This window comes from Streptococcus cameli (assembly GCF_053207365.1).
This window is the reverse complement of sequence record NZ_JBRUIM010000001.1, coordinates 564,216-584,749: the sequence shown is the minus strand read 5'-3', so window position 1 is coordinate 584,749 and position 20,534 is coordinate 564,216. Positions and strand designations below refer to the sequence as shown.

Sequence of the window (20,534 nt, the reverse complement as noted above, 5' to 3'; positions counted from 1 at the left end):
TTAGTAATTATAGGTGCGATTATTTGCATCATCCTCACCTTGATTCACGTTTTGTTGGCGTTGGGCTGGATCTTCTGGTTGATTCGCAGCTGGATAGTTTGGAGCAGGCGGTGTATAACTTCCTTGACCTCCTGTATAGCCACCTGAGGGCTGTTCTGCAGGTGCTTGGTAATAGCTACCACCTTGTCCTCCTGTTTCAGCTGGAGTAGTTTGGCCTGGGCTTGCTTGTGACTGTTGAGCTTGAGCAGTGGCCTGGGCCTCACGTTGTGCTATTGCAGCCTTAACCAAATCAATACGGTGTTGTAATTTTTCCTTTTGAGCTGCATCAAATACCTTATTCACCGCATCTTGAGCTGGCTGAACATTTTCAGATACTTGTTTATCTTCTAGCACCTTCACCAAGCGCTCCGCTTCTGCTAAATCCTTTGCACGTGCTTCTTTGACTTCAATCGCTGCTTTAACAGCATCAATCCGCTTTTGAAATTCAGCTTTTACCTCAGATTCTTCAACCTTATCAACTGCTTCCTGGGCTGGAGCGATATTGCCTTTTTCTTGATGGTCTTCAAGATACTGGACTGCCCTTTCAGCTTTTTCCACCAACTCTTTTTTTGCTTGTTTTTTGTTTGCCTCCTCCTGTTTCTTTGCTTTTTCTTTAGCAGCTTGTTCTTTTGCATTTTGGGCTACAATCGCTTGTTCTGCTTGGATTTTTTGGTAATAAACTGTACCACCAGTTCCCAAAACCGCCGCAGCAATCAAGCCAAGTGCCATAACACGCTGCTTCTTCGTAGTGTTGCGTAGTCTATCCTTCAATGTGTTTTTCATATTTTCTTCTCACTTTCTTTCACAATCTCATTATACCATATTTTGTTAGGGTGGACATTAGTTCTTCGGTTTTTTATAACCTTTTCCTGTTGTCTTTAGAACTGTTTTATTACCTTGTTTTTCACGTCTGGCAACCAAGACCCCATTATGCATAATCGTGCGAATGTGTGAGTAGATTTTCGGATAGTCTACAACGACATCCACTGCTTGTAATTCGCCAGCAATATAACCTTTTTCTGAAACTGTCCCAAACCTCGGTAACAATTTCATCTCTCGTCCATCATCCAGGCGGGCGGTTACTCCACCTTGACGACCTAAGTAACGCAGGTCTGAAATTGTAATTGTCATTTCAGAACCATTTGATTGTTTTATTTGATTCATTTCTTCTTCCTCCTTGCGAATCAAAGGCTGGATTTACAGCCATGCCGAAAGGCAACGTATTGCCTTTTCTGTATTTCATACGCACCGTTTGAAGTCTAGTAACGGCAAACTCCTTCAGCTTATGGCTAGGCCATGCTTTTACGTTTATGTGACTGCGACTAGATATGCCTTTCTAGCCATTACACTCCGCCCCCAGTTTCTTTTTTATCGCATAGTCACGCTGTATCAGGGCAGAGGGGGTATTCAGTTGTCAAAGAACAAGCAGTTTAATGACGTGCTAGGGTCAATGAATTTTTTATAAAAGGTAAAAATTCTCTGGGGATAACTCTAAAGTCAACCATAGGGCTTCACTTTCTGAAATGTGAATTAGTTTTCCACCTTCATCATTAAACCGCTTTAACGTAAAAATACCATCAGGAAGTTTTCCCAGAACAACCATATCTTCTGTCGTTTTAACTCTCCATAATTCAGTATCAGAACGAAAAGCGTCTTCTGCCCATTCACTAACTTTACTCTTTCTAGTCATTCATACCCCTCACGAGTACTGCTCCCTAGCAACTTTATGAGCAGCAATCCTTTCTTCCTGCCGTCTTTCTTCGGTTAGATTCCCCAACCGTTTCATCAAGTAAGCAAAGGGACTGGATAGAGCTTCTGGCATTTGTTCAATCATCCGAACAACCTCTTGACCAGACACATAACCATCTGCTAAAAATTTGCCTATCTGCATTTTCTGTTCATGCTTCAAATGATAGACCTTGGGTAATTCTCCTGGAACATGCCATACTCTATCATGATATGCCTCAGCAATCCCCTGGAGAGATTGATAGCGTTTCGTTGGTATAAACTCTTGAGATTTTTCTTGGGTAGAGCTTGCATCAGCATCAGCCTTTCTAGAACTATTATCTTTATTCTCAGTATCACTATACTCAGTATCATTAGAGTGTCGTTTTGACACTTCTTGAAGTGTCATTTTGACATTTCCTTGATTTTCCTGGAAGTGTCGTTTTGACACTTCCGCTTGTACCAAGGGTTTAGGGCTATTTTCTTCATCTTCAACATCTTCAAAATGAAACTCAACATTGCCAAGATACAATAGGTTAGGCTGATTCAATCCTTGGCGAACTTCTTCTAAAAGTCCAAACTCTTTTAGTTCTTTTTTAAGGCTAATAACTTTTTTATTACCATACCCCAAAATATCCTGTAACTCTTGAACGGTATAAATTAAAAATACATCTCCGTTTTTGTCAATCCAGTTATTCTTCAAAGATAATTCAAAACGGTCTTTCAAGATAGAGTATGTAAACTTGGCTTCCGTACTCATCTTTTTGTAGTAAGCAGACTCAAAGAATACTTTAGGAACACGATAGAAGCGCTCACTTGTTTGTACTTGTTGGGCAGATATTCGTTTCATGATTACGCTCCTAACTGTCTCAAGCCAAATTCTCCAGAGGAAGAAAACGTTACTAAACCAAATTTTTCTAACTCTTCGATAATCTCATGTGCTTTCTTTTTCGATACGTTTTGACTAGCCATAATCTCAGTTAATAATAATTGTCTAGACATTTTTTCTTTCTTAGTCATAAATAAAACTCCTTTAAAATTGGATAACAAAAAAGAGAGGAAACAGATTTTTTCTGCTTCCTCTCAAAGAGTATTTTTATATTTCCCAAAACTCTAGACACTTACTTCTTATTTTTTCACTTAAATAGCAGAAGCTCCTGATACAGCATCTGGGACAATTCGTTGCCCTAAAAATCCTTCTGTTGCACTGGATACGGCATCCATCTGTTCACTGCTACTTTCTTCCCTAATCATAGTAAAAGGGAGTTTCATTGTATCTTTTATCATATTCTAGCTTTCTCTTACGAAATGCGTCCTTCCAAACCTGGCGTGTAAATCAATTTATCATCTTTGGTGATAATAATAGCTTCAATTCCTTCTGTTTGGCAAACCGTTTGATAAATGGTAAGAAGGTCTGCTCCAAACAAACGAGTTGTCCATATTTCACCATCAACTGATTGCTCTGAAACAATGGTCAGGCTGGCCAAATCAGTGTCCACCGGATAACCAGTCTGACTATCAAAGATATGGTGGTAGGTTTTACCTTGGTATTCAAAGGTTCGCTCATAAATCCCTGAGGTTACAACCGACTCTTCTCCCACCGTCACAACAGCAGCGTTGTTTCCCCTGCTTTTTTTTGGATGTTGAATCCCAATCCGCCACTTCCCATCTGGATTGTGATCAGCAACGCCCATGGTCAACACATTTCCACCCAAATTGATAAGAGCTTTGTCAACTCCCATCCGTCTGAGGTGCTCCATGATTTTATCCGCGATAAAGCCTTTGGCCAGGGCTCCCAAGTCAATGGCCATGCCTTCTTTTTTGAGATAGACAGACTGTTCAACTTCATCCAATACAATATCTGTCGGATCAATCAGACTTAATTTCTCTTGAATCGTCTCATTGTCAGGAAGATTAGCCTCTTTAAAGCCAATTCTCCACGTCTGGACCAAGGGGCCAATGGTGATATTGAGGTGACTTCCCTCTGCACAACTGTGCTCTTTTCCAATCGCAATCAATTCATACAAATCCTCAGCAACTGGGACTGCTTGAATACCCGCATTGAGGTTGACTTCCATTAATTCAGAGGTCAAGTCATTAGCTGAAAACCGGTCTTTGTAAAGATAGAGTAAGTTCTCCACTTGATCTATAATCGGCTCTGGATCTGCATGCCAAATTTTGGTGGAAATATTGGTACCCATCAATCGGATAGTTCTAGTCATTTCTTGCATCTGCCACAACCTGCTTGATTTCTTGGTAAATTGCTTCGTTTTCTTCTAAGCTATAAGAGTTGGCACCACTGGCCAGAGGATGACCACCACCGTCGTGGCGTTTTGCGATTTCATTGATAACTGCCACCTTACTGCGTAGCCGAACTCGGTAGGAACCGTTTGGCTGTTCCACAAAAATAGCCCAGGATTGAACAGTGTCGATTTTACCAGGCGTCCCAACAATGGCAGCTGTTTCTGCATCAGTCACTTGAAAGGTCTCCAGCAAGTCTTGTGTTAAGGTAACACGGGCTGCGCCATTTTCATCGACTTCCAGATGGTCAAAAATATATCCTTGTAGTTTAGCAATTTTAAAGGAAAAACTATCCATTTGGCGTGAAATCGCTGCAAAATCAAAGTCAAATTCTCTAAGACTAGCCGCTAACTGCATGGTTTTACTGGTAGTGGCTGGGTAAAGAAAGCGCCCCGTATCTCCTACGATTCCAGCATACAATAAGCGAGCGCTGGTATTGGAAAGGTTCAATCCAGTCTCAAGAGCAAAGTCCGTAATGATTTCGCTGGCACTGGAGGCTGTCGCATCAACATGCAAGAGGTCTCCGTAAGGATCTTCATTTGGATGGTGGTCGATCTTAATCAGAAAATCTCCTGTTGAATAGCGATTGTCATCAATTCTGGGTGTGTTGGCCGTATCTGTTACTATGACCAGAGCCCCTTCATAATCAACCGTTTCGACTTGGTCCATCTCGGCCATCCAGGTCAACGTTGGCTCATCGACACCTGTTGCTAAAATACGTTTTTCTGGGAAATTCTCCTGCAACAAGGCTCGTAAGCCAGCTTGACTCCCAATGGCATCTGGATCCGGACGTTGGTGGCGATGGATAATAATGGTCTCATACTGCTTGATCTTTTCTAAAATCTCTTGAAAAATGGTCATGACCTCTCCTAAACTGAATGTTGTTTCTCTATTATAACACGAAATCCCTTGTCCAGTCTCTGACAAGGGATTTATCTGTCTAAATAGATTGGTGTTCTGCTGCCAGACCCCGTTGGACCGCTGGGCGCTCTGCAATGGTTTGGGTCCATTTTTGCAAATTGGGATAGCTGGTCACATCCAAAAATTCCCCCGCCCGTTCCCAGAGTTTGTCTTGGGCCAATTGGCCATACCAAGACCAGACGGCTATATCCGCAATCGTGTAGTCATCGCCTGCAATAAACGGCTTTGCTGCTAATTCTTTGTCTAACAAATCCAATTGCCGCTTAGCTTCCATGGCAAAACGGTTAATGGGGTACTCAATTTTTTCAGGTGCATAGTGGAAAAAGTGCCCAAAACCGCCCCCTAAAAAGGGCGCTGCTCCTGTCTGCCAGAAGAGCCAGTTGAGGACTTCTGTTTTTTCTTTGGGACTTGTCGGTAAAAACTGGCCAAATTTTTCCGCTAAGTAAAGCAAGATATTAGCAGATTCAAAGACACGAATCGGTTCATCTCCAGATTGGTCTAGCATGGCTGGGATTTTGGAATTAGGGTTAAGGGCTACGAAGTCCGATCCAAATTGCTGGCCTTCTCCTATCGCAATTTTGTACAAATCATAATCGGCTTCTTGAATGCCTAACTCCTTTAATTCTTCTAACAGAACGGTCACTTTTACGCCATTTGGCGTACCGAGAGAATAGAGTTGGAATGGTTTGTCCCCCACCGGCAGCGTCTGCTCAAATCGACTTCCTGCAGTTGGCTGGTTCAAATCTCCCCATGCTCCTCCGAGATTGGCTGGATTTTCCCATACGGTTGGTAATGTGTATTCTGACATAGCTCACTCTCCTTTTTACTTTCTTTCATCCTAACAAAAACAAGGGATTTTTTCAATTTTTGACTACCAAAAAACTCGAATGCCTTCCTGTTCTCAAAATCTGATTTTTGATAGACTATTTGTACTAAAGTATGCTAAAATAGAAGTATTATAGGACTGGAGGAAGTTATGGCTTTAGCAAAAATCGTCTACGCAAGTATGACTGGAAATACAGAAGAAATCGCAGATATCGTGGCGAGCAAATTGGAAGAATTAGGGCTTGAAGTCCACAATGATGAGTGTACAACTATCGAAACCGAAGAAATTTTAGACGCAGATATTATTGTTGTTGCCACCTATACCTATTCTTATGGTGGAGATGGCGAATTGCCAGACGAAATCGTTGATTTCTACACCGATTTAGCGGATCTGGATCTATCTGGCAAGGTCTACGGTGTCTGTGGATCAGGTGATACTTTCTACGATGATTTCTGCAAATCCATCGATGACTTTGACGTCATGTTGGCATCGCGTGGTGCTAAAAAAGGAGCAGAAAGCGTCAAGGTAGACTTGGCTGCAGAAGACGAAGACATCATCAACCTCGAAAAATTTGCAGAAGACCTTGTTGCGGCCTTGGGGTAAAAGTTAAGAAATATTAAAACACTTAGAGTGGTACTCAATAGTCCATTCTAAGTGTTTTTTAGTTAGTGTTATTCTATTTGAGAGAATTTTTAGACCAGGTATATAAAAAATCTTATAAATAATATGTTTAGTGTCTATCTATCTTCCCTGCCGGAATCGAACCAGCAACTAATTCTTAGGAGGAATTTGTTATATCCATTTAACTAAGGGAAGAAACAGTACCATACTACCTTAATTTGAAAAAAATTTCAAGTACTTGGTAGAATGGTTGAAGCATTATTTTTTGGGATGATCCCGGTATTTTTGCATTTTCTTTTTAAAAAGTTCTGCTGTCGAAGGTGCTGTGTAGGTAATGGCATTAGCACCAGCTGCAATAACCTCACGAATACTTTCGTCTGTCGGTCCACCTGTTGCAATAATCGGAATTTCAGGATAGGATTTTCTAATTTTTCGAACGACAGAAGCCGTTTCTGGACCACAACTAACGTTCAAAATATCAATTCCTGCTTCAATACGGGCTGCAATGTCCGATTTATCAGATACTACTGTGTAAACGATTGGAATATCAATCATTTTATTGATTTTCTGTATGGTTTTGACATTCGTCGGACCATTTACAACAACAGCAAGGGCGCCTTCTGATTCAGAAAATAAACTCATATTGGCCGAACGGGTCCCTCTCGTCAATCCGCCGCCTACTCCAGCTAAAACGGGAACATTGGATACCAGCATAATGCTTTTTAAAATGGCAGGGTGAGGAGTAAAAGGATAAACTGCTAAAACTGCATCTGCATCATGATTGGCAATAATGGCAACGTCTGTGGTAAACAAAATTGAACGAATTTTCCGTCCATAAATTTGAATACCAGAACACTCTCGGATCGCTTTTGGCACCATTACAATATCTTGCCGTAAACTGGAAGAGACTGACGGTATTTTTTTTTCTTCTATCATAAATTTTTCTCCACTTTCTGATTCCTATTGTACTACAAATCTCCTGAAAACAATGATTAAAAAAATTTTCTTTTTATTCTGGGACAATTCTGTAAAAAAATCCCTGTTTTGTAAGTAGTCTCAGTACACGACATCAAATGTCCACAATATACCTTTATTTTTTATTACTCTATTGCTATAATACAGATAGGTTAGCTACCGTTTTAGAAATGGAGGAAGATCATGGACTTATATACACCTGTTGTTGAAAAGCTAAAAGAGCTGGATATTGATTTTCAGATTGTGGAACATGAACCTGCCTTAACAACCGAACAGGCGGATCGTTTCATTGAAGGGATTGAGGGCGTTCGCACCAAAACGATGTTTTTGACTAACAAGAAAAAAACACAATTCTATCTATTGATTATGGACGACCAGAAGATGTTGGATATGGACGCATTCAAGGATATTGTAGCTGCTAATCGCATCCGTATGGCATCGAGTGACAGCCTTTATGATAAGATGCTTCTCCCAGCTGGTGTTGTTTCCCCTTTTGGGTTGCTCAATAACCAGGACCATGATATTGCTGTTTATATCGACAACGAGATTATGCCTGAAAAACGCATGAGTTTCCATCCAAATACTAACGAAAAAACAATCTTCTTGGACACCCCTGATTTGGTGAAATTTATAAAAACAATTGGTTATGACGTCCAAATCATTAACTTATAAATCTTGTACCTTTTAGCCCAAGAACTAGAAATGAAAAACTGCTCAAGACTTGATTTTGGGCAGTTTTTTCATACAGTAGCTGAACACAAAATAAAATCAAAAAAAAGGATCTCCTGTGAGAACCTTCCAATCCGAATCGAGCACAGCCTACGAGCTGGGTAAAACAAAACCCACTCGAAACGAATCAAGTGGGGCTGTATCCTATCGTAATTGAGTTCGAGCTAAAAGTTTGGCAAAAAAGAGTTTTCGCCTTGTGTGTCGCACACACTACGTTGAACTCCTATTTTTGCTCAACTTTTTTAAAGCTCTCACATCTTGATATTAACGACGGATTTCTTTGATACGTGCTGCTTTACCTTGAAGTGCACGCAAGTAGTACAATTTCGCACGACGTACTTTACCGTAACGAACAACCTCAATCTTGTCAACACGTGGAGTGTGGATTGGGAATGTACGTTCTACACCGATACCACCTGAAATTTTACGTACAGTATACATTTCTGAGATACCTTGACCTTTACGAGCGATAACAACGCCTTCAAAGATCTGGATACGTTCACGAGAACCTTCGACAACTTTCGCGTGTACGCGAACAGTGTCACCAGGACGGAATGATGGGATATCAGTACGAAGTTGACCTTCAGTCAAGCTTTGGATTAATGGATTCATGTTTTTCTCCTATCTTTGTCAATCATAGGTGCTTTTAAACCCAGCGGATAAACTGTATTTTTGTGCGTCCATTACACACAAAGAATATTATACTAGAATGGCTGGTATTTGTAAAGAAAAATCCCTACAAATCTTCTGCAATTTTATTGATTTTACGTAGGCGATGGTTAACACCACTCTTTGTAATAGGATTGCTCAAGCTATCTGCCAACTGTTGGATAGAATAGTCTGGATGTTGAATACGCAATTGGGCTACTTCTTGCAAATCAAGGGGCAATTGATCCAGGCCGATCGTCTCCATAATGGTCTCAATATTGTGAATGGTTTTCATGCTAGCAGTGACTGTTCGAGCAATATTTGCAGTTTCGGCATTGTTTGCTCGATTGAGGTCGTTTCTGGCTTCACGTAAAAGCTTCACATTCTCAAACTCGATCTTGGCTTCTTCTGCTCCCACCACCAATAGAAAATCCATAATGTCCTCGGCCCGTTGGAGATAAGTGACGACTCCTTTTGAACGTTCAATTACCTTAGCGTCCAACAAGAACACTTGCAAAAGGGAGGCCAAATCCTGAGCATGGTCACTGTAAACAGAAGAAATTTCCAATTGGTACTTACCTTTTTCAGGATCCTTAACAGAGCCACTCGCTAAAAAAGCTCCACGCAAATAGGCCTGACTCCAACGATCATTTTCCAAGATTGCTGTTGCAATGCCCGTCTCAATCCCAAAGAAATTATCTGCCAAATGCAAATCATCTAAAATCGCATTCACACCATCATCTAAAAACACGGTATAGACACGGTTTTTCCGCAAATTGGTCTTCAGATGATGGCGAATCTCTGCCTTTACTTGGTAAAAATGATCCAGCATTTCATACAAATGACGGGCGATTTTGGCATTTTCTGTCGAGATAGATAAGGTCAGGCCACTAGTCGTTAAGCCAAGACTGCCCGATAGTTTAATCATGGCAGCCAATTCACTTTTTTCTTTTAAGCCTCTGGTTAAAATCTCTTCTTTGACTTGAATGGTAAAACTCATGACCGCACCTGTATAATTTTCAGCAACTCTTCTACTACTAAGTCCCCATCATGAAAGGCTCCACCGTTTTCCAAGCGAAGAAAATTAGAGGAAATAATTCGTTTCGACTGAGACTGCAAGCCAGCAAAATCATGTTTAACCTGCAAGAGGTACTCATCAAATTCATGGTTTTCCATGTATCGTTGCGGAACAGGCTCAATATTGACTAAAACAGTGTCAATCGCATCTTTTCCAAGGTGTCGATTTAAAACTTGAACATGGTCTGCATCACTGAAAAACTCAGTTTCTCCCCGTTGGGTCATAATATTGCAGACATAGGTGACTTCGGCTTTGGTTTCACGCAGGGCTTGGCCAATTTCAGAAATCATTAAGTTGGGTAAAATAGAGGTAAATAAAGACCCTGGTCCTAGAACGATCATGTCGCTTTCCATGATACTAGTCACAACTTTGCGACTCGCAGTCGGCTCATCATCATTATAGGAATTGGTCACATAGACATGGTCAATCATGCCCTTGTATTTGGAAATCTTGCTTTCACCAACGACCTCATGACCGTCTTGAAAGACAGCATGAAGCGTGAGGGCATTTTCACTAGAGGGGTAAATTTTTCCTGTGGTATGGAAAAAGGTCGACAGGAGCTGCATGGCATTATAGGTAGACCCTTGCATTTCAGAGATTCCTGCAATGATAAGATTTCCTAAGGGATGGCCGGCAAGTGCCCCGTCTCGTTCTGCAAAACGATACTGAAAAATCCGTTCATAGAGCTTGGGCATATCTGACAAAGCCAAGAGGACATTTCGCAAATCACCGGGCGGCGTCATTTGCAATGCTTCTCGTAATTCGCCAGAGGAGCCACCATCATCCGCAACGGTCACGATTGCCGTAATCTCCACTTCCTTGTCTCGGAGGCTCTTTAAAATAACAGGAATCCCTGTTCCGCCACCGATGACTGTAATTTTAGGTTTTCTCATGAACGATTGACCGTTTCCTTTCGTCTATCCTTGTCACGATGGGTCCGATTGACAACCCAATTTTTCTCCAAATCATCTGCGAGTCGTTTGGCAAAGGCAACACTACGGTGTTGCCCACCTGTACAGCCCACAGCAATGGTCAAAAGCGACTTCCCTTCTTTGCGGTAGCCGGGAAGAATCGGGTCAATCAAGCCAATCAAATGGCTATAAAAGGCTTCGGATTCTTCGTGTTCCATGACATAATCAAACACAGGCTGATCCAGACCTGTTAAATTCCGCAATTCTACTTGATAGTAAGGATTTGGCAAAAAGCGCACATCAAAAACCAAGTCCGCATCAAGTGGCAAACCGTACTTGAAGCCAAAGGAAACAACCTCCACACGAAATCCAGGTTGGTCATCTTGACGTGCAAACTGATCTGTGATTTCTTTTCGGAGCATGCGAGGTGTTAGCTCGGTTGTATCAATGACATTTTGACTCATATTTTTCAAAGGAGCCAGCAACTCTCTTTCTAGCTGAATCCCGTCTAACACACGACCGTCTGCTGCTAGCGGATGGCTTCTGCGGGTCTCCTTGTAGCGGGCAACCAATTCATTATCCGTTGCGTCCAAGAAGAAAATCTTAAAGTCTAAATCATCTGCTCCCTCAATGTCGTCTAACACCTCTCTGATTTCAGAAAAGAAGGAACGGCTCCGCATATCGACTACCAAGGCGATCTTATCATTGTCTTGGCTATGTCGGATTAACTCGATAAATTTCGGCACCAAGGTTGGTGGCATATTGTCAATGGTAAAGTAACCCAAATCTTCAAAGGATTGAATGGCAACTGTTTTACCTGCTCCACTCATCCCTGTTACAATCACTAAGTGAATGGTCTCATTCGTCATAAAGCACCTCTTTCTATGCTTGTTTCTACACTTTCATTATACCACAAAAACCTGCCTAAGCAGGTTTTAGCTTTTCTTAATCAAGGGCTGCAATGACTTCGATTTCGACTTTTACATCGCGAGGTAGGCGAGCAACTTCCACCGCTGAACGGGCTGGAAATTCTTCTGTAAAAGCTGTCGCATACACTTCGTTAAAAGCGGCAAAATCGTTCATATCTTTTAAGAAGCAAGTTGTTTTGACAACATGGTTAAAATCCGTCCCTGCTTCCTCCAAAATAGCCGCAATGTTTTTCAAGACTTGCTCTGTTTGCTCTCGAATCGTTGTTCCAACAACCTCACCTGTTTCTGGAGACAAGGGAACTTGCCCAGATGCAAACAAGAGATTGCCTACAACTTTTCCTTGAACGTATGGACCGATTGCTGCGGGGGCTTTTTCTGTGTGAATGGTTTTCATATGATTTCCTACTTTCTATCTTTTATCGTTTGACCAAATTGATCGGCACGATGAATAGCTTGGCTGAAAGCTTCTGCTGTAAAAGGGGTATTGCGAAATTCAGCCGTGGTCGTCGCATAAGCGACAATAGCTGGAATGTCCTCTTCTGTCAAACCAATATCTGCTAAGGTCACTGGAAGACCTAACGAATCATTGAATAAAGCAACGGTTTCAAGTTCCGTTTCCTCTTCAAAATAAGCATGCAAGACCATGACTCCAAATGCGACAACTGCACCGTGCAAATGCTTGCGACTAGCTGAAACAACGGTCGAGCCATTGTAAAAAGCATGGGCATGACAGGTTGTCAAATCAAAAGCAGGTGGCTGCACCACTAAATTAGAAGCATAGGCGGTCGAGACAATAATCGCCAAGGCAATTTCTTGTACCGCCAGACTAGGGCGATGATTGGCCACATCTTGCAGGGCTTCTTGGGCATAGTCATACAGTGATTGGACTGAAGATTGAGCAATAGCTTGTCCCAACACAACTGGGTGGGGAGGCACAAAACCTCGTTGAACAGCTTCTTTAACAGCTCTGGTTACTTCTGGTCCTTTGGAAATGCCATCCCCAATACCAGCCCAAAAATATTCTTTTGGAGCTTCGGCAATCACTCGGGTATTGATAAAGGTATGCAGAGGTGGCTTACCGCTTTCATAATAGTCAAAGGAATGGTCTTCCTTATAGATAACTGCAATCCCAGTTGCTGCTGCACAGGTGGAACAAATCGTCGGCACACTGAATAGTTCTTTTTTCAATGCCCGTGCCACCTTTTTAACAGTATCCAAGGCCTGTCCACCACCAATTCCAATTAAGACAGCCGCATCTTGTACAGCTGGCTGGCGAACTAAGGCATTAATATTGCTTTGGGTTGCTGCTGTTCCGTAGACAAAACTAGCCGTTACCCCGACTCCTGCCTCTGTCAAAATGGTCCGCAACTCCTCTTCAACAGCTGCCAAAGCCTTTTGACCGCCAATGAGGGCAACAGAGTCAAAACCATAAGTCTTTAGGACACTTGGCAACTCCCTAAAACAATCTGTTCCGACACTGTAATTTGTAAAAAATTGACTGGTCATTCTTGTCTCCTCCACTTTTTGAACAGCAAATTGATAATCGAAAACCCAGCTACAAGTAACTGAGCTTTCTCCTGTATCATGAAAATGTGATTATGGCTTGATACGATGAAGCATACGTGGGAATGGAATGGCTTCACGGATATGCTTGGTACCTGCTACAAAGGTCACCATCCGCTCCAAACCAAGTCCAAAGCCACAGTGTGGAACCGATCCATATTTCCGCAAATCAAGATAGAAGGCATAGTCTTCTGGATTGAGGCCCTCTTCTTCGATTTTCGCCAATAATTTATCATAGTCTGTCTCACGTTCAGAGCCACCGATGATTTCTCCGTAGCCTTCTGGCGCCAACAAATCCGCACAAAGGACACGCTCAGGATTTCCTGGAACTGGCTTCATATAAAAGGCTTTGAAGCTGGCAGGATAGTTGACCACAAAGGTTGGCACACCAAAGTAGTTAGAAATCCATGTTTCATGTGGTGATCCAAAATCATCACCATGCTCCAAGTGCTCGTAATCCGTATCTTCATCTGCTTCATGCTCTTGCAAGAGGGTAATAGCATCGTCATAGGCCACACGTTTGAAAGGCTCTGCCACATAACGCTTGAGGGCTTCCACATCACGTTCTAAGGTTTCCAAAGCTTGCGGTGCGCGGTCAAGAACACCTTGGATCAAGGCCTTGACATAGGCTTCTTGCAAGTCAAGTGATTGGTCATGGCTGAGGAATGGATATTCCGCGTCCATCATCCAAAATTCCGTCAAGTGACGACGGGTTTTGGATTTTTCAGCACGGAAAACCGGTCCAAAATCATAAACACGCCCAAGGGCATACATGCCCGCTTCAAGGTAGAGCTGACCAGATTGGCTAAGGAAGGCTGGTGTACCGAAATAATCTGTTTCAAAGAGTTCGGTTGTGTTTTCAGCGGCGTTTCCAGATAGTATCGGACTATCAAACTTGGTAAAGCCATTTTTGTCAAAAAATTCAGCTGACGCCATTAAAATCGCATTCCGAATTTGCATAATGGCCGCTTGGCGACGCGAACGCAACCACAAGTGACGGTTGTCCATCAAGAAGTCTGTTCCATGTTCTTTTGGTGTAATAGGATAATCAACAGACTCGCCGATGATTTCAATATCCGTCACATCCAACTCATAGCCAAATTTCGAACGTTCATCTTCTTTGACAATTCCTGTCACATAGACAGAAGTTTCTTGGCTGACACGTTTGACGATGTCAAACTTGGCTGTTCCTTCTTCTTCACCAAATTTTTCAATAAAGTTTGGTTTAAACGCCACTGCTTGGAAAAAAGCAGAGCCATCACGAAGTTGCAAAAAGGCAATTTTCCCTTTACCAGATTTGTTGGCAACCCACGCTCCGATGGTCACTTCTTGACCAGCATGCTGGGGAACTTGGCTAATGGTAATTAAATCTTTTGTCATAAATTTCTCTTTCTCTTATTTTTCATTTAGCATAAAGGCATGGATCCGACGAACAGCTTCTTTTAAGGTACCCAAATCAGTTGCGTAACTCAAGCGAATATTTTCAGGAGCTCCAAAACCAGCTCCTGTCACCAAGGCAACACCGGTTTCTTCTAAGATGGCTGTTGTAAATTCGGTAACATCTGTGTAGCCTTTCATGTCCATGGCCTTTTTGACATTTGGAAATAGGTAGAAAGCCCCTTGGGGTTTGATAACCTCAAACCCTGGAATGGCTGCAACCAATGGATATAGAATATTCAGGCGTTCTTCAAAGGCTTGGCGCATGGTTTCAATAGAAGATTGATCGCCTGTTAAAGCTTCAATGGCCGCATATTGGGCTACCGTTGTCAGATTGGACGTTGTCTGGCCCACAATCTTAGACATGGCTGAAATAATATCCGGTTCTCCCACCGCAAATCCAACTCGCCAGCCCGTCATGGCATAGGTCTTAGAAACACCATTGACGACAACAGTTTGCTTGCGAATGGCTTCAGAGAGGCTGGAAATAGCTGTAAATCCATTGCCGTTATAAACCAGACGGCCGTAAATGTCATCTGCTAAGATGACAATATTGTGGGCAACCGCCCAATTTCCAATAGCTTCCAATTCCTCACGGGTATAGATCATACCAGTTGGGTTGGAAGGGGAATTGAGCAAGAGCACTTTTGTCTTTTCAGTACGGGCTGCTTCTAATTGGTCAACCGTTGCTTTGAATTGATTGGCTTCTGTTGTTTGGAAGGTTACTGGGACACCATCAACCATCTTCACTTGGTCGACATAAGAAACCCAGCAAGGAGTTGGAATGATGACTTCATCACCCGGATTGAGCACTGCTGCAAAAAAGGCATACAAGATAAATTTAGCCCCTGTCGCCACAACAACTTGATTGCGCTCCACAGCATAGCCGTAATAATTCTCCATATAAGAGGAAATGGCATCTTTTAATTCTGGAATACCAGAAGCTACGGTATAAAAACTCGCTTTGCCACTTGAAATGGCTTCGATGGCCTTATCTTGAATATTTTGCGGCGTGACAAAATCAGGCTCGCCCAAGGTCAAGGACAAAATATCCCTCCCTTGTTCTTTTAGCGCCTTTGCACGCGCGCTAGCGGCCAGCGTCACACTCTCTTCCATGTTTACCACACGATTAGATAATACTGTCATAAACCCTCCTTCTCCAACAATTCTCCTGTTTCAAAATCAATAATGTAGTAGGTTGTCCCTGATTTAATCTCCCAAATGGGCTCTTGATCACGGATACCGACTTGTGTTTTATCGATGTCAGACGCTCCTTGTTCCGTTGCAATTGAGATGGCTTCTTGCTCACTGATGCCGTCTCTTACAGGAAAAACATACAAATTGGAACTTTCTTCTGGCACAAATATATAGACATCCTCTTGCTGGTCCGTTTTCCCTCTAACGGTATAATAGGTCTCCAAACCATTATATATGTTTACATTCGAAACTTCTGAGACTCCAGCATACTGCTTGGCAACCGTTACAGCATGTTCTCTTGCCAATTCAAAAGGCTGGGCTGATTTTTCCAAAATGTATAAGATTGAAAAACAGACAGTAGCCGCTAACACAAAGAGACCAAAAACAACTTGTGTCCACATGCTAACTGATTTTTTTGATTGTGATCCGTATCGTTTGCCTAATTTTGCCATAATAGACATATTATACACCATTTTGCAACAGATTTCCATTGATTAAAAGTATCTTTATTGCTAAAATAAGCCTATGAAAGAAAATATTAAACAATCTATTGAAAAAAACCAAGAAGCCCTTCATAGCATCATCGTTTTTCGACGGGCTGAGAATGTGATCATGAAAAAAGAGTTGGAAACCATTCGTAAAAATGGCCTGACACCTACGCAATTTGGTGTGTTGGAAATTTTATACAACAAGGGGAGCTTGCGGATCCAAGATTTAATTGATAAAATGCTGAGCACATCTGGTAATATGACCGTTGTCATCAAAAATATGATTCGCGAGAATTACATTACCCGTATCCCCAATCCAACTGACAGGAGAGCCTGCCTAATCAGTCTAACCGAGGAAGGAAAGGGAAAAATCGAAGAAATATTGGAAGATCACTACAACAATATTGGGGATATTTTCTCAGTTTTAAGTAGTGAAGAACAAGAACAACTGGTCACGATTTTAAAAAAATTCAAACCGTGAGCATTTTTATTGCTAATTAGTGATATCTTTGTTATCCTTATCTCACAAAATAATTTTTTAGAATTAAGGAGTCACACATGACAAAAGTATTATTCTTAGTAGGTTCTCTTCGCAAAGGTTCTTTCAACCACCAATTGGCAGCACAAGCAGAAAAAGCTTTAGCTGGTAAAGCGGAAGTTTCTTACCTTGACTATTCCAAAGTACCTGTTTTTAACCAAGAATTGGAAATGCCTGTTCTTCCTGAAATCCAAGCCGTTCGTGACCAAGTTATGGCAGCGGATGCTATCTGGATTTTCTCTCCAGTTTACAACTTTTCTATCCCTGGCCCAGTTAAAAATGTCTTGGATTGGTTGAGCCGTGCATTGGATTTAACAGATCCTTCAGGTCCATCTGCTCTTCAAGACAAGGTGGTAACAGTATCTTCTGTTGCTAACGGCGGACAAGAAAACCTCTTTGCAAACTTCAAAGATCTATTGCCATTTATCCGCACAAAAGCTGTCGGTGAGTTTACAGCTGTTAGCGTCAACCCAGAAGCGTGGGGAACAGGTGAATTAGTTGTCGCAGAAGACAAATTAGCAGAAATTACTGCACAAGCAGATGCACTTCTTGTTGCCATTCAGTAATCCAGTTATAGACAAAAAATCTGAGAACCTCCTTCTCAGATTTTTATTTTTCAATCTTGAATATCATGAATCACTTTTTATTGTGGAGTGGTTATTCAGTAGCTACCAAACTCTCTTTCGAGTGCTCAACAATCTCTCCTGTCACAGCATCAATAGTGTAATCATAGTCCAGACCCGCAGTTGTATCATTGAAATCAACTTCGTAGACTTGCTGGCCATTTTCCATATCCAATTGAATGGTCAGTTGTGAAACGGCAGATTCTGCTAATCCAGCATGTTTAAGCGCTGCCTCTTTGGCTTGTTCTTCTGAAATGAGACTCGCTGCCACAGCTGCTTGATCGGTTGTCGAAGCTGTGCTCTCACTGCTACTTGTTGCTTGTGTTGTAGAAGAAGGAGCTGCCGCTACTTGGGAATTGATATGTTTACTTGTCGTAATATCCACATCCCGCTCCAAGATACTTCCGGTTGTTCCATCGATGGTAAAAGCATATTCTCCATCTGCTGTATAAAATTCAATATCATAGGTTTTCTGCCCGTCTTCCAAGTCCTTCTCAGATCGTGTAAAGGTCACCTCTGATTTGGCAACACCGGCACTTTCTAAAGCAATACTTTGTGCTTCGTCAAGCGAAATCGCATATTGATTGAAAGAATAAGCGAAAATCCCACCACCAATGGCTAGAGCTGCTAAGGCGACACCACCTCCAATAAGAACTTTTTTAGATTTAAATAAATGCAACATAAACTGTACCTCTTTTCTAATTATAATCTCATTATACAAAAAGACCGAACTCCAGTGTTCGGTCTTTTTGGTGCAAAAGTGTGGAAAATCTGTGGCAGTCTTAATTCCGATAAAAAGTCAGAATAAAAGCAGTCTCCTCATCATTAGTCTCCACATGGATTTTTCCACCCATCCGTTCAATCAAATCTTTTGTCATAGCCAGTCCAATGCCAACATGGCCATCTGCTCCCTTGTAAAACCGTTCAAAAATATGTGGAAGATCCTTATCCGCAATTTTTGGCCCATCATTTGAAATGGTGATGTACACTTGTTCTTCTTTTTGAATAGTTTCTATGTGGATAGCCTCTTTGGCATAGCGAATGGCATTGCTTAGAATGTTTGCAAATGCTTTTTCCATCAGGGCTTCATCCAAATCTAGGATTGGATTTTCCAATGTCAGGTTATGAACAAGGGCAATCCCTTTTTTATCTGCTTGCCCCTTTAATCGCCAAGAAACATCATAGAGCAATTCTTGTAGATCAATTTCTTCAAGTCTTAATGGGTGACTGACGTCTTCCATTCGAGACAGTTGCAGAATCTCATCGACTAACTCTTTCATTTTTTGGCTTTCTGCTTGAATAATCCCAGCTGCATGACGTGGGTTGTCAACCACTTCTTCCTGAATGGCTTCAGCATATCCCTGAATTGACATGAGAGGCGTCCGCAATTCATGTGACGCATTTTGGAAAAAGAGTTTTTGGCTGCGTTCATTGGCAGCAATCAAATGGTCCATTTCTTCAACAGACTGTTTGACCTCCTGAAACTCAACAAAAGCCAAGGAATCCAAACTGGCCTTTTTTTCTCGCTTCCCCACATGGTAAATAAAGGCTTTTAAGCGAGCAAAATCCCTGTCCACTTTTTGTGACGTTAAATAAATCAGTCCAACCGCCACACAGCCAATCACAGCCATCAAGCTCCATAATATCAACTGGATCAAGCGACTAAATTGGTCTAATGGTGTTGTATTCACAAATATGAGTACATAGTAGGTTTGGTCCTTGTCTTGGCTTTGCCGCACAAAGTAGTCCTTCAATTCCCCTTCGTATTCTCGGATTTTAACTGCATATCGGCTATCTTCCAATGAAATCAAAACAGGACTGCTTCCCCGGTCTGATTCCTCAATTTCTGCTTCTTCTTGCTCTTCTTGGTCAAAAAATTCCCAGTCATCATCGTGTTCATAAAAATAAGCCACGACTTCATCTGATACAACCGAGCTGGTCAAGTCGTCCTGACTAGCTGACAAATAGACCGTTTCATGGTTCTCATTGACAATGACATAAATGGGAGAAAAAATAGTCTCATCCGGTAATTCAGTTAATTCTTTCCCCACATACCGAGCATCCAACACATCGTATTGATACTGAATGGCCTCATCCACATGTTCGTTGATAAAGTAGCGCATGGCTAGCTGAAACAAGAGCAAGATTGAGAGAAAAGCCAAAATTAGAATTCCAAGTGGTTGAAGAAAGAGGGTCGACTTCAGGCGAACTCGTCTCTTCTGCCTATTTTTTAAGAAGTTTAAAGCCAAAGCCCCAAACCGTTTCAATCTGTACATCACTATCTACCTGCCTTAGTTTTTTCCGTAAGCGTTTAATGGTATCATCTGTCACTCGGGTTTCGACATCACTTTCGTAGCCCCAAACTCTCAAGAGCAAGTCTTCTCTCGCAACAGCTTCTTCTTGGTGTTCCATCAATACTTTTAAAAGTTCGTATTCTGTATTGGTCAAGGAAATGCCCTTTTCCTGAAAATGAGCATCTCGTGTTTTTTCAGACAAACTCAAACCACCAAACTGCATTTCGGATAGAGAAGCACTTGGCCTAATCTGTCGTTGCAAAATGGCTTTTACCCGCAGGGTTAATTGAATGGGAGAGAAAGGTTTTGTAAAATAATCATCTGCCCCAGCAGCAAACCCGTCGATAAAATCCTGATCGCTATCCCGTGCCGTTAAGAGAATAATTGGAACATCAGAGCGTTTTCGTATGGCTGACGCTGTATCATACCCATTGGTTCCCGGCATCATAACATCTAAAATCACTACATCCGCTGCTTTTTCTAGAAAGCGCAACAACAGCTGGTCCCCAGTTTCAAACAACTCAACATCTAGTCCTTCTTTTCGTAGAAAAGAGCCCAACAGTTCCCTGATATTTTTCTCATCATCTGCAATATAGATTGTCACCATAGGAACATCCTCCCGATCATTTGCTTCTATCATACCATATTTTGGTAGTAAAAAAGGCAAACTCTTGCGTTTGCCACACTTTTG

26 protein-coding genes are annotated in these 20,534 nt (G+C 41.9%); 4 read left to right on the top strand and 22 right to left on the bottom strand.

The window, feature by feature from the left end:
• From ACVR1I_RS03005 to yghU, 9 genes are all read right to left on the bottom strand, one after another.
• Entirely contained in the window at positions 1 to 822 is an 822-nt protein-coding gene (locus ACVR1I_RS03005) for a hypothetical protein (protein ID WP_447442565.1), read from the bottom strand.
• A 57-nt stretch (positions 823 to 879) separates the two neighbouring features.
• Positions 880 to 1,203 (bottom strand): hypothetical protein, encoded by a 324-nt coding sequence (locus ACVR1I_RS03000; RefSeq protein ID WP_447442564.1) that lies wholly within the window; start codon positions 1,201 to 1,203, stop codon positions 880 to 882.
• A gap of 295 nt (positions 1,204 to 1,498) precedes the next feature.
• The gene (locus ACVR1I_RS02995; RefSeq protein ID WP_447442563.1) at positions 1,499 to 1,729 is read right to left on the bottom strand and encodes a hypothetical protein; all 231 of its coding nucleotides are present in this window, start codon (positions 1,727 to 1,729) and stop codon (positions 1,499 to 1,501) included.
• Between the two features lie 9 nt (positions 1,730 to 1,738).
• The gene (locus ACVR1I_RS02990; RefSeq protein ID WP_447442562.1) at positions 1,739 to 2,614 is read right to left on the bottom strand and encodes a replication initiator protein A; all 876 of its coding nucleotides are present in this window, start codon (positions 2,612 to 2,614) and stop codon (positions 1,739 to 1,741) included.
• 2 nt (positions 2,615 to 2,616) lie between these two features.
• On the bottom strand, positions 2,617 to 2,784 hold the full coding sequence (locus ACVR1I_RS02985; protein ID WP_447442561.1) for a hypothetical protein: 168 nt from the start codon (positions 2,782 to 2,784) through the stop codon (positions 2,617 to 2,619).
• Between the two features lie 120 nt (positions 2,785 to 2,904).
• Positions 2,905 to 3,036, bottom strand: coding sequence for a hypothetical protein (locus ACVR1I_RS02980; RefSeq protein ID WP_447442560.1), 132 nt, complete (start codon positions 3,034 to 3,036; stop codon positions 2,905 to 2,907).
• Between the two features lie 29 nt (positions 3,037 to 3,065).
• Positions 3,066 to 3,995: an FAD:protein FMN transferase gene (locus ACVR1I_RS02975; protein ID WP_447442559.1), complete on the bottom strand. Its 930-nt coding sequence runs from the start codon at positions 3,993 to 3,995 to the stop codon at positions 3,066 to 3,068.
• Positions 3,979 to 4,926, bottom strand: coding sequence for a DHH family phosphoesterase (locus ACVR1I_RS02970; protein ID WP_447442558.1), 948 nt, complete (start codon positions 4,924 to 4,926; stop codon positions 3,979 to 3,981). The genes ACVR1I_RS02975 and ACVR1I_RS02970 overlap by 17 nt, the downstream gene beginning before the upstream one ends.
• 79 nt (positions 4,927 to 5,005) lie before the next feature.
• Complete coding sequence (gene yghU / locus ACVR1I_RS02965; RefSeq protein WP_447442557.1) at positions 5,006 to 5,794, bottom strand: glutathione-dependent disulfide-bond oxidoreductase; 789 nt, start codon at positions 5,792 to 5,794, stop codon at positions 5,006 to 5,008.
• A 168-nt stretch (positions 5,795 to 5,962) separates the two neighbouring features.
• Between yghU and ACVR1I_RS02960 the strand changes: the two genes are divergently transcribed.
• Positions 5,963 to 6,415 (top strand): flavodoxin, encoded by a 453-nt coding sequence (locus tag ACVR1I_RS02960; protein ID WP_447442556.1) that lies wholly within the window; start codon positions 5,963 to 5,965, stop codon positions 6,413 to 6,415.
• Between the two features lie 276 nt (positions 6,416 to 6,691).
• Here the strand turns inward: ACVR1I_RS02960 and ACVR1I_RS02955 are convergent, their stop codons facing one another.
• Entirely contained in the window at positions 6,692 to 7,366 is a 675-nt protein-coding gene (locus ACVR1I_RS02955) for a beta/alpha barrel domain-containing protein (RefSeq protein ID WP_447442999.1), read from the bottom strand.
• A gap of 225 nt (positions 7,367 to 7,591) precedes the next feature.
• Here ACVR1I_RS02955 and ACVR1I_RS02950 point away from each other — a divergent pair, with 225 nt between their 5' ends.
• The gene (locus ACVR1I_RS02950) at positions 7,592 to 8,080 is read left to right on the top strand and encodes a prolyl-tRNA synthetase associated domain-containing protein (protein WP_447442555.1); all 489 of its coding nucleotides are present in this window, start codon (positions 7,592 to 7,594) and stop codon (positions 8,078 to 8,080) included.
• A gap of 321 nt (positions 8,081 to 8,401) precedes the next feature.
• Here ACVR1I_RS02950 and rplS read toward each other — a convergent pair whose 3' ends face one another.
• The 9 genes from rplS to ACVR1I_RS02905 form a co-directional block, all read right to left on the bottom strand.
• Entirely contained in the window at positions 8,402 to 8,749 is a 348-nt protein-coding gene (rplS, locus tag ACVR1I_RS02945; RefSeq protein WP_253363841.1) for a 50S ribosomal protein L19, read from the bottom strand.
• 124 nt (positions 8,750 to 8,873) lie between these two features.
• The gene (whiA, locus tag ACVR1I_RS02940) at positions 8,874 to 9,785 is read right to left on the bottom strand and encodes a DNA-binding protein WhiA (RefSeq protein WP_447442554.1); all 912 of its coding nucleotides are present in this window, start codon (positions 9,783 to 9,785) and stop codon (positions 8,874 to 8,876) included.
• A complete protein-coding gene (locus ACVR1I_RS02935) occupies positions 9,782 to 10,756 on the bottom strand; it encodes a YvcK family protein (RefSeq protein ID WP_447442553.1) in 975 nt (324 codons plus the stop codon). The genes whiA and ACVR1I_RS02935 overlap by 4 nt, the downstream gene beginning before the upstream one ends.
• Positions 10,753 to 11,643 (bottom strand): RNase adapter RapZ, encoded by an 891-nt coding sequence (rapZ, locus tag ACVR1I_RS02930; protein WP_447442552.1) that lies wholly within the window; start codon positions 11,641 to 11,643, stop codon positions 10,753 to 10,755. The genes ACVR1I_RS02935 and rapZ overlap by 4 nt, the downstream gene beginning before the upstream one ends.
• Positions 11,644 to 11,719: 76 nt before the next feature.
• Positions 11,720 to 12,097, bottom strand: a complete 378-nt coding sequence (locus ACVR1I_RS02925) for a RidA family protein (protein ID WP_447442551.1) — start codon at positions 12,095 to 12,097, stop codon at positions 11,720 to 11,722.
• A gap of 8 nt (positions 12,098 to 12,105) precedes the next feature.
• Positions 12,106 to 13,209 carry an iron-containing alcohol dehydrogenase family protein gene (locus ACVR1I_RS02920; protein WP_447442550.1) on the bottom strand — a complete coding sequence of 368 codons (1,104 nt, stop codon included), beginning with the start codon at positions 13,207 to 13,209 and terminating at the stop codon, positions 12,106 to 12,108.
• 90 nt (positions 13,210 to 13,299) lie between these two features.
• A complete protein-coding gene (gene asnS, locus ACVR1I_RS02915; protein ID WP_447442549.1) occupies positions 13,300 to 14,646 on the bottom strand; it encodes an asparagine--tRNA ligase in 1,347 nt (448 codons plus the stop codon).
• A gap of 15 nt (positions 14,647 to 14,661) precedes the next feature.
• Complete coding sequence (locus ACVR1I_RS02910) at positions 14,662 to 15,849, bottom strand: pyridoxal phosphate-dependent aminotransferase (RefSeq protein WP_447442548.1); 1,188 nt, start codon at positions 15,847 to 15,849, stop codon at positions 14,662 to 14,664.
• Complete coding sequence (locus tag ACVR1I_RS02905) at positions 15,846 to 16,352, bottom strand: cell wall elongation regulator TseB-like domain-containing protein (protein WP_447442547.1); 507 nt, start codon at positions 16,350 to 16,352, stop codon at positions 15,846 to 15,848. Before ACVR1I_RS02905 ends, ACVR1I_RS02910 begins: the two co-directional genes overlap by 4 nt.
• Positions 16,353 to 16,425: 73 nt before the next feature.
• On the opposite strand from ACVR1I_RS02905, the gene ACVR1I_RS02900 reads away from it, so the two are divergent.
• Positions 16,426 to 16,869, top strand: coding sequence for a MarR family winged helix-turn-helix transcriptional regulator (locus ACVR1I_RS02900; RefSeq protein ID WP_447442546.1), 444 nt, complete (start codon positions 16,426 to 16,428; stop codon positions 16,867 to 16,869).
• A gap of 77 nt (positions 16,870 to 16,946) precedes the next feature.
• Complete coding sequence (locus ACVR1I_RS02895) at positions 16,947 to 17,492, top strand: NADPH-dependent FMN reductase (RefSeq protein ID WP_447442545.1); 546 nt, start codon at positions 16,947 to 16,949, stop codon at positions 17,490 to 17,492.
• A gap of 91 nt (positions 17,493 to 17,583) precedes the next feature.
• On the opposite strand, the gene ACVR1I_RS02890 is transcribed toward ACVR1I_RS02895, so the two are convergent.
• The 3 genes from ACVR1I_RS02890 to ACVR1I_RS02880 form a co-directional block, all read right to left on the bottom strand.
• A complete protein-coding gene (locus ACVR1I_RS02890) occupies positions 17,584 to 18,231 on the bottom strand; it encodes a PepSY domain-containing protein (RefSeq protein WP_447442544.1) in 648 nt (215 codons plus the stop codon).
• Between the two features lie 100 nt (positions 18,232 to 18,331).
• Entirely contained in the window at positions 18,332 to 19,825 is a 1,494-nt protein-coding gene (locus tag ACVR1I_RS02885) for a sensor histidine kinase (protein WP_447442543.1), read from the bottom strand.
• Positions 19,773 to 20,450, bottom strand: coding sequence for a response regulator transcription factor (locus ACVR1I_RS02880; RefSeq protein WP_447442542.1), 678 nt, complete (start codon positions 20,448 to 20,450; stop codon positions 19,773 to 19,775). The genes ACVR1I_RS02885 and ACVR1I_RS02880 overlap by 53 nt, the downstream gene beginning before the upstream one ends.
• Positions 20,451 to 20,534 lie beyond the last annotated feature (84 nt).